The following is a 12705-nucleotide window of genomic DNA, read 5'->3' as shown; positions in this document are numbered from 1 at the left end:
CATTTTTGTGGACACTCTGTCTTCATGTTGTTTATATGGACACAGCGTACACAACTCTGGATCCCAGGAGCACCCATGAACAGCAACTCCACCGACCAACCCAGGGTCGCCATCGTCACCGGCGGCTCCCGAGGCATCGGTCGCCAGGTTGTCGAACGGTTGGCGGCGGACGGGTACGCCATCGTCGTCAACTACCGCGACAACCACGCCGAGGCGGAGACCGCCGTCGCGGCGGCCCGGGCGGCGGGCGGCGACGCGATCGCGATCCCGGCCGACATCGCCGACGAGGCTGCGGTGGCCGACCTCTTCGAGGCTGCGGAACGCCGCTTCGGTGGCGTCGACGTGGTGGTGCACGCGGCCGGCATGATGGCCCTGAGCCCACTCGCCGATCTCGACCTCGACCAGCTCGACCGCATCCTGCGGGTCAACGTGCGCGGCACGTTCGCGGTCGACCAGCAGGCCGCCCGCCGGGTCCGCCGAGGTGGCGCGATCATCAACTTCTCCAGCTCGCTCACCCGTTTCGCCCGGCCGGGCTACAGCGCGTACGCCGCGAGCAAAGGGGCGGTCTCCGCGATCACCCTGGTCCTCGCCCGCGAGCTGCGCGGCCGGGACGTGACCGTCAACGCGGTTGCCCCCGGACCGACCGCGACCGCGCTCTTCCTCGACGGCAAGGACGAGCAGACGGTCGCCCGGATCGCCGCCGAGCCGCCGCTGGAGCGCCTGGGCACCCCTGACGACATCGCCGAGCTGGTGGCTTTCCTCGCCGGGCCGGGGCGCTGGGTCAACGGCCAGGTGCTCTACGCCAACGGCGGCGCGATCTGATCGTGCCGGAGCTGTCGCGGTCACCGTGGCGGACCGGTCACCTCGCGCGCCCGCCGGACCAGCACGTCGCTGTGGGCGATCAGGCTCAGCAGGCCGGCGAGGATCGCGGAGTACACCAGCAGCGGCAGGCCGCGGCCAGCGACGGCGGCGATCACGATCGCCAGCAGCCCGACCACCCGGTGCCAGGAGACCCGTCGATGGACGACCGCCGCGAGCAGAATCCAACCGGTCATGAAAAGGGTCGGCCCGGCTGCCCCGGCACAGCCGCCGGATGACCGGCTACTGCCGCAACGAACCGGTGACGCACTGCCGGCCACCCGGTAGCAGCGGCCCGTCAGGCGACGCAAGAAAGCAGCGAGGTCTGATCCGCTCGGCGAGCGGATCAGACCTCTTGAGCTGGCCGGCCGGAGGGCCCGGAGATCAGCCGATCGCGTACGCCCGGATGATCGTCACATCGGTGTAGCCGCCGGTGGCGTCGGTGACCCGGGCCCGCAGCGAGACCGCGCCGGACTGCGGGTTGCCCACCTGGGCGGTCCACTTGCCGGAGATCTTCTTGACCTTCACCGACCGCCAGGTCTTACCGCCGTCGTAGGACGCCTTGGCGGTGACCGTCTTCACCTTAGGGTTCGTGCCCAGCTTGGCGTCCGGGCTGAACTTGGAGCGGCTCAGCTTCAGCTGGACGTTCGTGGTGCTGCCCGGCTTCGCCCGGTTGTAGAGGCTGAGACCGGTGGGCAGCATGGTGATCGCGTAGACGGGCGCCGTCACTGAGGTGTTCGGCTTCGCCCTGAACCGGTACGTGACGCTGGTCTTCGGCGACAGCATCCCGGCAGGGAAGGTGATCTCCGGGTAGTAACGGCTCGCGTTGTTGGTGAGCTTGTACCAACCGGCCTTCTTCACCTTGTATTCGAGCGTCGTGAAGTAGGGCTCCCAGCCCTTGTCCTTCTTCGTCTTGACCGTCTTGCCGCCGAAGGTCAGGGTCGCGGTCGCCTTGTCGCCGCCCTCGACGCTGTCCCGGGGGAAGCCGGGATCGGCGAACATGTCGTTCAGCGAGTAGGAGATCCGGCCGTTGAGCACCATCGGCAACCGGGTGGACGGGCCCCAGGCGGACCGGAAGAAGTTCAGGGTGTACGACTTACCCGCAACGACCGTGCGCGGCACCATGTAGCCACCGACGACCACGGTGGATCCGTCCTTGGCCGCCGCGTAACTGCTGGCCCGGATGTCCCACTTGCCGGGTGACAGGTGCACCTTGGTCCGGTAGGGGCGGTCGGCGCCGAACAGGCCGGCGTACATGTGGTCACCGCAGACGCGGCCGGTCGGCTGCACTGCGAGGTGACTGCCGTCGACGGTCGCGGACGGTCCCTGCCGGCCCGCCACGTTGACGGTGGCGAGCGACGACCGCTTGAAGGTCCGGGACACACCACTCGGCACACCGATGCTGGTGTGCATGACCGCGTAACTGTCGGTCAGGCCGGAGCCGTCACTCCATTGGCCCATCGCGGCGAAGGCCAGCTTCTTCGACGAGTTCGGGATCACATGGAGGCTGCCACTACCCCAGGCCGAGGCCTCGACCTCGTAGCTGGCGGAGTCCGACCTGGTGCAGATCTGCGCCGTGATCTGCGCCGACACGGCGTCGCCGGTAGGTGCCGGGCTGAGGCCCAGGCGGACCTTCTTGCCCTTGCGCGCGTCCACGGTGGTCTTGCTGGCCCCGGAGACCTTGACGGTACGAGCGCCGAGCGTCGTCACGCTACCGGTGCTGATCGAGGCGAGCACCGCGTAGGTGCCCTTCGGCAGCTTGGTGGCCTTGTTGGACTTGACCGAGCGACTGCTGTTGGTGGCGAGATTCACCACGGTCGTGGTGACCGCGACCTTCTTACCGGCGCGGTCCAGCGTGGTGATGGTGAGCGTGTTACTGGCGGCGACCGCCGGGGCCGCGAGGCCGACCACGACGGCCGGCACGAGAGCCGTGGCGACAGCCCGGCTGAAGAGAGAGTTCAATTCCACGAAACCCCATGAGTGGAAGGTGATCCGCCGTACGACAACGGCGGGAGCTGATCGTAGGCCACACCAGACCAGTCGCGCTCACCCGTTTGCACATCCTCAGGGGTGCCCTGGGTCACCGGATGACGATCGGCGCAGTCGCCGGGCGACTGCGCCGATCGTCTGAAAACCAGGTCAGCCCTGGCGACTCTTCCACTGCGGATTGGTGCGGTTGACCACGACCACCCGGCCGCGGCGGCGTACCACCGTCGAACCCGGCTTCCGCTTGAGGGATCGCAGGGAGCTGCGTACCTTCATGTGTGTCTCCTCGGCTCGGGCATACCTCGTGCCGTACCCAGGAGAAAACGCCGACCGGAGCGGCGGGATTCCCGGCGCCCGGCCGGCCGGACGGTCTGCTCACGGCGGGCCAGTGGGGCTGATGTGGCGCCTGGTGCTAGACCGACAGTAGTGCGGCGAGTTGCCGGAGGATCTGTGGTCGGGCCCGGTAGTAGACCCACGTCCCGCGCCGCTCGGCATCGACCAGACCCGCCTCCCGCAGCGTCCTGAGGTGGTGCGAGATCGTCGGCCCGGTCAGGTCGAACGCCGGCGTCAGATCGCAGACGCAGACCTCTCCGCCCTCGGCGGAGGCGATCATCGACATCAGCTGCAGCCGTACCGGGTCGCCGAGGGCCTTGAACGCGGGCGCCAGCACCGCGGCGGTCTCACCCGGCACCCGCTGCTGCACCAGCGGAGGGCAGCACGGCGCGGCCGTGAGATCAACGAGCGGTCCCGTCTGCTTCGACATTCCTCTAGGTTGACAGCTGTCTAATCAGCATGCAACTCTCTGTTTCGACGAACGTCGAGACAGAGAGCCCCGACGCTCGCCCCGGAGGCTGGCGCACCGCGCCCCGCCTGATTCGTTCGACAGAAGGAGTCCTGATGAGCGACCTGGACCAGCTACCCGTCGCCGTCATCGGAGCCGGGCCGGTCGGCCTCGCCGCCGCCGCGCACCTGCACGAGCGCGGCCTGCCCTTCACCGTCCTCGAAAGCGGCGACACCCCCGGCGCCGCCGTACGGCAGTGGGGGCACGTCCGCGTCTTCTCACCCTGGCGGTACAACATCGACCCCGCCGCCCGCCGCCTCCTCGACGACGCCGGCTGGGTCGCACCCGACCCGGATGCCCTGCCCACCGGCGCCGAACTCGCCGCCGGCTACCTTCAGCCCCTCGCGGACCTGCCGCAACTCAAGCCGCACCTGCGCTACCGCGCCCGGGTCGAGGCGCTCAGCCGCCTCGGATACGACCGGCTCCGCACCGCCGGCCGCGAGCAGGCGCCCTTCCTGATCCGCCTCGCCGGCGGCCAGGAGATCCTCGCCCGAGCCGTCATCGACGCCTCCGGTACCTGGCACACCCCCAACGTCCTGGGCGCCTCCGGCCTACCCGCCCGTGGCGAGCGCGACGCCGCCGCCCACCTGGAGCACGCGCTGCCGGACGTACTCGGTGCCGACCGGGACCGGTTCGCCGGCCGCCACACCCTCGTCGTCGGCGCTGGCCACTCCGCCGCCAACACCCTGCTCTCCCTCGCCGAACTCGCGATCACCGAGCCCGGCACCGAAGTGACCTGGGCGATCCGTTCCGGGTCGCCGGCGCGCGCCTACGGCGGCGGGGACGCCGATGCCCTTCCGGCGCGCGGCGCGCTCGGCTCCCGCCTGCGCGCCCACGTCGACGCCGGCCGCATCCGCCTGCTTACCGGCTTCTCCGTCCACGCGATCGACCCGACCGACGACCGGGTAACGGTGATCGTCCGCCCCACCGACGGCATCGAGGAGAAGGTGGTGGTGGACCGGATCGTCGCGGCCACCGGGTACCGGCCGGACCACGCCATCGCCGCCGAACTGCGCCTGGACCTGGACCCGATCATGGGTGCCACCCGCGCTCTCGCCCCGCTCATCGACCCCAACGAACACTCCTGCGGCACCGTTCCACCGCACGGCGTCAAGGAACTCGCCCACCCCGAGCCCGGCTACTACGCCGTCGGCATGAAGAGCTACGGCCGGGCGCCCACCTTCCTCATGGCCACCGGCTACGAGCAGGTCCGTTCGGTCGTCGCCGCCCTCGCCGGCGACTGGCAGGCCGCCCACGACGTCCAACTCGACCTGCCCGAAACCGGCGTCTGCAACAGCAACCCCGACGACTCGGCGACCGGCGACGGTTGCTGTGGGCCCGCCCCCGAGCCGGTCGCCAGGGGCCTCGCCACCGGCATCTCCGGCGGCCTGCTCGGCGCACCACTGAACCTCGTCGGTGTCGGCACTCCGTCGACCAGCCAGACCGGCGGCTGCTGCGGCAACTGACGATCCCGCCGATCCGATGCCCGTCGACCGATCCCACGGTCGGCGGGCATCACCGATTGTCGTTGCGGCCTCAGGGCAGGCCGATCAGATCGGCCATCTGACGCATCTGGTGGTCGAAATACTCCTCCCGTGCCTCGATCAAGCCGTCGAGTTGGCCGAAGAGTTCGAAGCTGACGGCCCCGAAGCAGTGGATCCAGCCGAGCGCGCCGCGGGCCAGCAGGGCCTCGGGCAGCCCGGCGAAGAGTTGATCGCGGGCGGCGGCCAGGTCGGCGTGGACCGGGCCGGTCAGTTCCTCGGGGCCGGGATCGACCAGGGTGCCGGCGGCGAAGCCGTCCTGGAGGATTCCGATCAGGGTGGCCGGGGTCCGGACGGCCGCCACGGTGGTCTCCTGCGGGGCGGCGTAGCCGGGGACCGGGCTACCGAAGAGCAGGGCGTACTCGGCGGGGTGGGCCACCGCCCAGCGGCGTACCGCCTGGCAGACGGCGAGCCATCGGCCACGCAGATCCGCGCGGTCGGTGACCTCGGCGTCGCCGGTCTCGGCGGCCTCACCGAGGGCATGGTAGCCGTCGATGATCAGCGCGGTGAGCAGCTCGTCGCGGCTGGGGAAGTAGCGGTAGATCGCCGAGGAGACCATGCCCATCTCGCGGGCTACGGCGCGCAGCGACAGGTTCGCACCCTCTGCGGCGAGGTGGCGTCGGGCGATCGCCTTGATCTCGTTGATCATCTCGGCTCGGGCCCTGGCCCGGATGGTGGCGGCAGGCATGTCAGCGAGTGTCGCACACATTCGAGAGCAGTGCTCTTGACGACGAGGGCCTCATGGGTGAGCATTGATCTCACAAGAGAGCAATGCTCTCAACGAGAGGAGACTCCTGTGGCCGTACATCTGATCGTCGGTGCCGGCATGGTCGGCTCGACCACCGCGCGGCAGCTCGCCGAGCGCGGCGAGCAGGTCCGGATCGTCAGCCGCTCCGGCCGGGGCCCGGCCCATCCCCGGGTCGAGCGGATCGCCGCCGACGCCGTCGATGCCGACCGGCTCAGCGAACTGGCCGAGGGCGCGACCGCGATCTACAACTGCCTCAACCCGGCCTACCACCGCTGGCTCACCGACTGGCCGCCGATGGCCGCCGCGCTGCTCACCGCCGCCGAACGCTCCGGCGCCCCGCTGGTTATCGCCGGATGCCTCTACGGGTACGGCGAGGTCACCGGCCCGATGACCGAGACGAACCCGCTCGCCGCCACCCACCCCAAGCTGAAGATGCGCGCCGACATCTGGCGCGACGCGCTCGCCGCGCAGCGGGCCGGCCGGATCCACGCCGTGACCGAGGTGCGGGGCAGCAACTACCTCCAGGCGCAGTCGATCTTCAGCTTCTTCATCGGAAAACCGCTGCTCGCCGGCCGCCGCACCTTCGTTCCGGGTCCGCTCGACGTGCCGCACACCTGGACCTCGATCAACGACATGGCCGCAATGCTGGTCACCGCCGCCACCGACCAGCGGGCGTGGAACCGGGCCTGGCACGTGCCGAGCGCGGCGCCGCTGACGGTCCGGGAACTCGCCACCCGCTTCACCGAGGTGGTCGGTGCGCCCGCGCCGAAGCTCACCCCGATCCCCGGCGTGATCTTCCGCGCCGCAGGCCTGCTCGCCCCGATGCTGCGCGAGTTCCAGACCACGGCGTACCAGTTCGCGCGACCGTTCGTCATGGACTCCACGGCAGCCACCGCCACCTTCGGCCTGCACCCCCAGCCGCTCGACGAGGCGTTGCGCGAAACGGCCGCGCTGCTCGGCGGCCTCCCGGGCGCGAGGGCCGGGACCTCGACAGCAGACCCCGCCACCTACCTGCTCGACCGAGGGGCCGCCAACGCCTGACGGATGAGTCGCAGCGCCTGTTCGGGAGCCGGCAGCCCGGCGTCGCTGACCACTCGACCGTCCACGATGATCGCGGCGTACCCGGGGGCGCGGACCAGGTCGCGCAGGAGGACCCGCCACGGTCGGCGGTGCCGGCGGCCGTCCCACACGACCGCCGGCAACAGGAACAGGGTGTTGTGCGGGTCGACGATCTCCACCGCGACATCAGGCGGCAGGCCGGCGCGCACCGTCAGGTAGACCTCACCGAGTGGCCGCTGTTCGGTCCGCTGGCGAGCCAGCGCGGGATCCTCGTGCCGGCCCTCGCCGCAGATGTCGGTCGCACCGGCGCAGCAGCCGGAGCCGACCCGGGCCGCCGGCCACGGTCGGATCAGCAGAACCCGGTGCCGGCTCATCAGCGACGATCGTCGGTGGCCTCGGCTCGGCCCCCGGACTCGGCTCCGACCGTGCGCTCGGGCTCGTCGGCCGCCTCGGGCTCGTCGGCCGCGTCAGGCTCGGTGGTACCGGCACCGGTGTCGGGGCCAGGCCCGGAGTCCGAATCGGCTCCGGTGGTCTGCCCACTGGCGCGGCGCAGCGCGAGCACCGCCTCCACGATCAGCCACAGCGCGAGGACGAAGATGAGGGCGTCCAGCGGCGCCAGCACCCACTCGTCGGCCTCGATGAACTCGCGCAACTGAACGATCAGCGCCCAGGTGGTCATCAGCAGCAGGAAGACCAGCGGCACGAGAATCGCGACCGGGTTACGGCGGCGGCGCAGCACCCAGACCGCGATCACGGCGAGGGCCAGGCCGGCGGTGAGCTGGTTGGTCGTCCCGAACAGCCGCCACAACACCCCGAAGGTGTAGCCGGCGTCCCCGCCACCGGGCAGCAGGGCGAGCGCGAGTGGTGCGGCGATCGCCAACAGCCCGGTCAGGGTCAGGTGCCGCGACAGTCGCCGCCAGCCGGCCAGTTCGGCGATCTCCTGGACGATGTAGCGCTGCAACCGGACACCGGTGTCCATCGTGGTGGCCGCGAACGAGATCACCACTACCGCCGCGAAGACGGTGGCGAGCTGAAACTCGAAGCCCAGGTTCTCGGCGAAACTGGCGATGCCGTTGACGAAGTTGCGGGTCGCCCCGCCCGAGGCGTCGGCGTGGGTCGCGTACAGCCCGTCCCACTCGGCCCGGGTGGCGGCCACCCCGGCCGTCACCGCGATGATCGAGCCCAGCGCCAGGCTGCCCTCGCCGATCGCCCCGCCGTACCCCACGTACCGGGCGTCGGTCTCCTTGTCCAACTGTTTGGCGGTGGTGCCGGACGCCACCAGGGAATGGAACCCGGATATCGCACCACAGGCGACGGTGATGAACAGGAACGGGAAGATGCTCGGCGAGCCGGCCGGCACGTCGTTGACCAACGGCGCCACGATCCGGTCCATCCCGACCAGCACGCCGGTGAAGATGACCGCCAGGGCGATGAACAGCTGGTGGGAGTTGATGTAGTCGCGCGGCTGCAACAGCAGCCAGACCGGCAGGCGCGAGGCGATGAAGGTGTACGCGAAGAGAATGACCACCCAGAGGTTGCGGGGCTGGTCGAAGCCCAGCGTGTCGGCCAGACCGGTGATCTCGATCGGCCAGATGTTGCCCACCCAGATCAGGAAGTAGAGGGCGATCACACCGATGATCGACGGCACCAGGGCGGCGCTGCGGGTGCGGTAGATGTACTGGCCGATCGCGATGGCGAGCGGGATCTCCACGAAGATCGGGATGACCGCGCCGGGGTACGCGACGAGCAGGTTCCCGATCACCACCGCGAATACCGCGTTCACCAGCGTGAGCAGGAAGAAGATGATGAGCAGGAAGAGCGCCCGGGCCCGCTTGCTGATCACGTCCGCGGCGAGGGTGCCGATGTTGCGGGCCCGGTGCCGCACCGAGACCGCCAGCGCACCGAAGTCGTGCACGCCGGCCGCAAAGATGGTGCCGAGCACCACCCAGGCCAGCGCCGGACCCCACCCCCAGAAGACGGCGATCGCCGGGCCGACGATGGGGGCGGCCCCGGCGATCGAGGTGAAGTGGTGCCCGAAGAGCACGTGCCTGTTGGTGGGGACGAAGTCCACCCCGTCGGCGAACCGGTGCGCCGGGGTGACGTAGGCGGGGTCAAGCCCGTACACCCGATCGGCGAGGTAGCGCGAGTAGTACCGGTAGCCGAGGGCGAACATCGCCATGACCGCGAGGACGACCACGATGGCGGGCATACGGCTGCCTCCTTGCAGCCCACCCGGGGTGGGCGCTTGTTGTGCAGATCCCGAAACCTCCCGGTAATGTAACGGCGATCACATTCCAAGGTCAATCGAACAGCTTGGATCACATGGACGTGGACGCAGACACCCGCCGCGCCATCCAGGCCGCCACCGTCGGGGAACTGGCCTGGATCGACCCGGCCGGCCGACCGCACGCCCGCCCGGTCACCCCGCTGCTGCTCACCGACAAACCCGCCGTCGCCTTCCCGTACGCCCAGGCGTCGCTGGCCCGCCGGGTGGCCGCCGCCCCGGTGGCCGCGCTGGTGGTCTCCGACGACCGGCTCACCGGACGGAGCTGGCATCCGGCCGTGCTGGCCGGCCCGCCCCGGCTGATCGAGGACCGCGACGGCGCCGAGTTCTCGGAGCGCCTGCTCACCCAGGAACTGCGCAAGTACCCGCCCGCACGGGCGCTGATCGACTCACCACTGCTGCGCCGCGAGCACTGGTGGTACCTACCCCGGCTGATCGTGGTGCTGGACGTCGTCTCCGCGACCTCGGTGGGTGCCCGCGCCGGCGGGAGCGGCGAGGTGCTGGCGGTCGCCGGCGACCATGGCCTGCACGTGGACACGGTGAACCGGGATGGTGACGGCAACGGCACGATCCGTCTGACGAGTCTCGCCGACCACCCCCCGGCGACCGGACCGGCGGTGCTGCTGGGGCATGATTTCTCCGCTCCCGACCTCGAACGCTGGACCCACTGGATCACCCGGGGCCGGCTGACCGAGGGCCAGCTCTCCGTCGAGCAGGCACCGGCCCGTACCGCCCTGGCACCGCCGTTGAGCCTGTGGCAACGGCTGACCCGCCAGCGGCGGTTGGCCCGACAGTGCCGTCAGGCCATTGACGACGTGGCGGTGCGGTAGCCCTCGCCGGCCGGGACAGTTAGGTCACGAACGGGCCAGGGCACGGTCGGTGGTGCGCCGGGTCGCGTCGCGCACCTCGCCGACGAGCTTCTCCAGGACGTCTTCGAGGGCGGCCAACCCGAGGACCTGGCCGGTGGGGTCGATGACGGTGGCGAGGTGGGCGCCGCGGTACTGCATGGCGGTGAGGGCGTCGCGTAACGACCGCTCGGCGTCGAGCGTCGCGAGCGGTCGGATCAGACTCGGATCGAGCGGCTCGTCGTGCTGCTCCGCCGGCAGCCCGAGAATGTCCTTGACGTGTACGTAGCCGGCCAGCTGACCGTCCTGATCGGTGAGCGGGAACCGGGAGAAGCCGGTCGACGCGCACTGGCGTTCCAGCTCGGCGGCGGTGGTGTCCTGCGGCAGGGTCACCAGTGACGCCAGCGGCAGTGCCACGGTGGCGGCAGTCTGGTCGTTGAAGGCCAGTGCTCCGGTGAGCAGATCATGCTCGTCCTGGTCGAGCAGCCCCTCCCTGCGGGACTGGGCGATGAACCCGGCGATCTCCTCGTTGGTGAAGGACGAGGTGACCTCGTCCTTGGGAGTGACCCGCAGGAGTCGCAGAACGGCGTTGGCGATCTGGTTGAGCAACCAGATCAGCGGCCGCAGCACCGCGACGATGCCGTAGAGCACGGGCCCCAGAACCAGGGCGGAGCGTTCGGGACCGGCGAGGGCGATGTTCTTGGGCACCATCTCGCCGAGGACCATGTGCAGGAACACCACGAAGGCCAAGGCGATGGTGAACGCGATGGGGTGCAGCAGCGCGTCGGGTACCCCGACGGCGGCGAAGGGCTTTTCGAGCAGGTGCGCCACGGCGGGTTCACCGATCGCACCGAGGCCGAGGGAGCAGACCGTGATGCCGAGCTGCGCGCCGGCCATCATCAGGGAGACATTCTCCATCGCCCTCAGGGTGATGCGGGCGATGGCCGAGCCGGCCGCCGCGCGGGGCTCGATCTGGGTTCGGCGGGCGGAGATGAGAGCGAACTCCGCGCCGACGAAGAAGGCGTTGCCGGCCAGCAGCGCCACGGCCAGCAGGATTGCGGTGGTGTCGCTCATGAGAAGTCTTCCTCGGCGGGCCGGTGGTTCGGGGCGTCGACGCGGCGGAGCGTGAGCCGGTCCACCCGGCGGCCGTCGAGCCGGATGACGGTGAGTTCGGCACCGGCTGGACTCGGCAGACCGTCGGAGTCGGGGTGGCTCCGATCGGCGGCCGACACCGTGATGGTGTCCCCGACCTGGGGAAAGCGGCCGAGGTGCTCGGTGACCAGTCCGCCGAGGGTGTCGGTGTCGCGCGGTTCCGGCAGATCGAGATCGATCAGGCGCGACGCCTCGTCCGGACGGAGCAGGCCGGACAGGGTCCAGGTGCCGTCAGCGGCCCGGTGGTGGCGGCGGGCCGGGGCGTCCTGCTCGTCGGCGATCTCACCGACGATCTCCTCGACCAGGTCTTCGAGAGTGACGATGCCGGCGGTACCGCCGTATTCGTCCACCACGACCGCCATCTGCAGACCCTGGTCGCGCAGGACGCCCAGGAGCGGGTCGAGGTGCATCGTCTCGGGCACCTCGGGCAGGCTCGCCATGATCGATCGGACTGGTCGGGCGGTCCGGTCGGTCGCGGGTACGGCCAAGGCGTGCTTGAAGTGCACCGCGCCCACCACGTCGTCGACTCCGGTGCCGGTGACGGGGAAGCGGGCGTGCCCGCTGCCGGCCGCGAGGGCCAGGACTTCGCCGGCTGGCGCGTCGGCGGAGACGAACCGCACCCGGGTACGCGGGGTCATCACGTCGGCAGCGGAGCGCCCACCGAAGTCGATCGAGCGGGCGATGAGTTCCGCGGTGCGGGAGTCAAGGGTGCCTTGCTGCCCGGAGCGGGTGACCAGCGAGGCCAGCTCCTGCGGGGATCGGGCGGAGGCGAGTTCCTCTGTCGGCTCGATGCCCATCAGGCGCAGGATCCGGTTGGCGGTGCCGTTGAGGAAGCGGATCAACGGCCCCGCGACCGCGGTGAACCCACGTTGTGCCCCGGCCACGGCGCGGCCGACGCGCAGCGGCTCGGCGATGGCCCAGTTCTTGGGTACGAGTTCACCGAAGACCATCTGGAATCCGGTCGCCAGCGCCAGCGCCAGCGTGACGGACAGCGCCGTCACCGCCCCGTCGGACAGGCCGGTCAGCCCGAGCGGGCCGCGCAGCAGCGTGGCCAGGGACGGCTCGGCCAGAAAGCCGACGACCAGACTGGTGACGGTGATGCCCAGCTGCGCCCCGGACAGCTGGGTGGAGAGCGTGCGCAGCCCCTTTAGCAGCCCCTCCGAGCGTCGGTCACCGGCCTGGGCGTGACGTTCGACCGTCGCCCGGTCGGCCGTGACGAACGCGAATTCGGCGGCCACGAACAACGCGTTCGCGGCGATCAGCAGTACCGCGACCGCCAGGAGCAACCATTCGGTCACTGGTGCGCCACCTGCCGAACACCGAGGCGGTGGTCAGGACTGGGAGGCTCGCTGTCACTGGACATGGCGGCCACGATAAATAGGTGGGCTGAA

The 12705-nt window shown here is 70.4% G+C and carries 13 protein-coding genes; 4 read left to right on the top strand and 9 right to left on the bottom strand.

Going from position 1 to position 12705, the window contains the following annotated elements:
• Positions 1–75 precede the first annotated feature (75 nt).
• On the top strand, positions 76–822 hold the full coding sequence (locus BMY89_RS27995) for an SDR family oxidoreductase (RefSeq protein ID WP_092383226.1): 747 nt from the start codon (positions 76–78) through the stop codon (positions 820–822).
• Positions 823–842: 20 nt separating this feature from the next.
• Here the strand turns inward: BMY89_RS27995 and BMY89_RS27990 are convergent, their stop codons facing one another.
• The 4 genes from BMY89_RS27990 to BMY89_RS27975 all read right to left on the bottom strand — a co-directional run bounded on the left by BMY89_RS27990 (position 843) and on the right by BMY89_RS27975 (position 3607).
• Complete coding sequence (locus BMY89_RS27990) at positions 843–1055, bottom strand: hypothetical protein (protein ID WP_092383224.1); 213 nt, start codon at positions 1053–1055, stop codon at positions 843–845.
• 187 nt (positions 1056–1242) lie between these two features.
• Positions 1243–2826: a hypothetical protein gene (locus tag BMY89_RS27985; protein ID WP_139218032.1), complete on the bottom strand. Its 1584-nt coding sequence runs from the start codon at positions 2824–2826 to the stop codon at positions 1243–1245.
• A 171-nt stretch (positions 2827–2997) separates the two neighbouring features.
• On the bottom strand, positions 2998–3120 hold the full coding sequence (locus BMY89_RS27980; protein ID WP_092383220.1) for a 50S ribosomal protein L36: 123 nt from the start codon (positions 3118–3120) through the stop codon (positions 2998–3000).
• Between the two features lie 136 nt (positions 3121–3256).
• Positions 3257–3607 (bottom strand): ArsR/SmtB family transcription factor, encoded by a 351-nt coding sequence (locus BMY89_RS27975; RefSeq protein WP_092383218.1) that lies wholly within the window; start codon positions 3605–3607, stop codon positions 3257–3259.
• 134 nt (positions 3608–3741) lie between these two features.
• Here BMY89_RS27975 and BMY89_RS27970 point away from each other — a divergent pair, with 134 nt between their 5' ends.
• A complete protein-coding gene (locus BMY89_RS27970) occupies positions 3742–5151 on the top strand; it encodes an FAD-dependent oxidoreductase (RefSeq protein ID WP_092383216.1) in 1410 nt (469 codons plus the stop codon).
• 70 nt (positions 5152–5221) lie between these two features.
• On the opposite strand, the gene BMY89_RS27965 is transcribed toward BMY89_RS27970, so the two are convergent.
• A complete protein-coding gene (locus BMY89_RS27965; RefSeq protein WP_092383214.1) occupies positions 5222–5914 on the bottom strand; it encodes a TetR/AcrR family transcriptional regulator in 693 nt (230 codons plus the stop codon).
• Between the two features lie 108 nt (positions 5915–6022).
• Between BMY89_RS27965 and BMY89_RS27960 the strand changes: the two genes are divergently transcribed.
• A complete protein-coding gene (locus BMY89_RS27960; protein WP_170147670.1) occupies positions 6023–7015 on the top strand; it encodes an NAD-dependent epimerase/dehydratase family protein in 993 nt (330 codons plus the stop codon).
• On the opposite strand, the gene BMY89_RS27955 is transcribed toward BMY89_RS27960, so the two are convergent.
• Both BMY89_RS27955 and BMY89_RS27950 read right to left on the bottom strand, forming a co-directional pair.
• Positions 6982–7407, bottom strand: coding sequence for a hypothetical protein (locus BMY89_RS27955; protein WP_092383212.1), 426 nt, complete (start codon positions 7405–7407; stop codon positions 6982–6984). The genes BMY89_RS27960 and BMY89_RS27955 overlap by 34 nt on opposite strands.
• Positions 7407–9242 carry a carbon starvation CstA family protein gene (locus BMY89_RS27950; RefSeq protein WP_092383210.1) on the bottom strand — a complete coding sequence of 612 codons (1836 nt, stop codon included), beginning with the start codon at positions 9240–9242 and terminating at the stop codon, positions 7407–7409. The genes BMY89_RS27955 and BMY89_RS27950 overlap by 1 nt, the downstream gene beginning before the upstream one ends.
• 113 nt (positions 9243–9355) lie before the next feature.
• Between BMY89_RS27950 and BMY89_RS27945 the strand changes: the two genes are divergently transcribed.
• A complete protein-coding gene (locus tag BMY89_RS27945; protein WP_092383208.1) occupies positions 9356–10147 on the top strand; it encodes a hypothetical protein in 792 nt (263 codons plus the stop codon).
• Positions 10148–10171: 24 nt separating this feature from the next.
• Here BMY89_RS27945 and BMY89_RS27940 read toward each other — a convergent pair whose 3' ends face one another.
• Together BMY89_RS27940 and BMY89_RS27935 are read right to left on the bottom strand one after the other, a co-directional pair.
• The gene (locus BMY89_RS27940; RefSeq protein WP_092383206.1) at positions 10172–11236 is read right to left on the bottom strand and encodes a hemolysin family protein; all 1065 of its coding nucleotides are present in this window, start codon (positions 11234–11236) and stop codon (positions 10172–10174) included.
• Complete coding sequence (locus tag BMY89_RS27935; RefSeq protein WP_092383204.1) at positions 11233–12612, bottom strand: hemolysin family protein; 1380 nt, start codon at positions 12610–12612, stop codon at positions 11233–11235. The genes BMY89_RS27940 and BMY89_RS27935 overlap by 4 nt, the downstream gene beginning before the upstream one ends.
• Between the last annotated feature and the right edge of the window lie 93 nt (positions 12613–12705).

The organism is Micromonospora phaseoli, from assembly GCF_900109115.1.
Taxonomy (GTDB): domain Bacteria; phylum Actinomycetota; class Actinomycetes; order Mycobacteriales; family Micromonosporaceae; genus Micromonospora; species Micromonospora phaseoli.
This window is presented reverse-complemented; position numbering and strand designations above follow the sequence as displayed.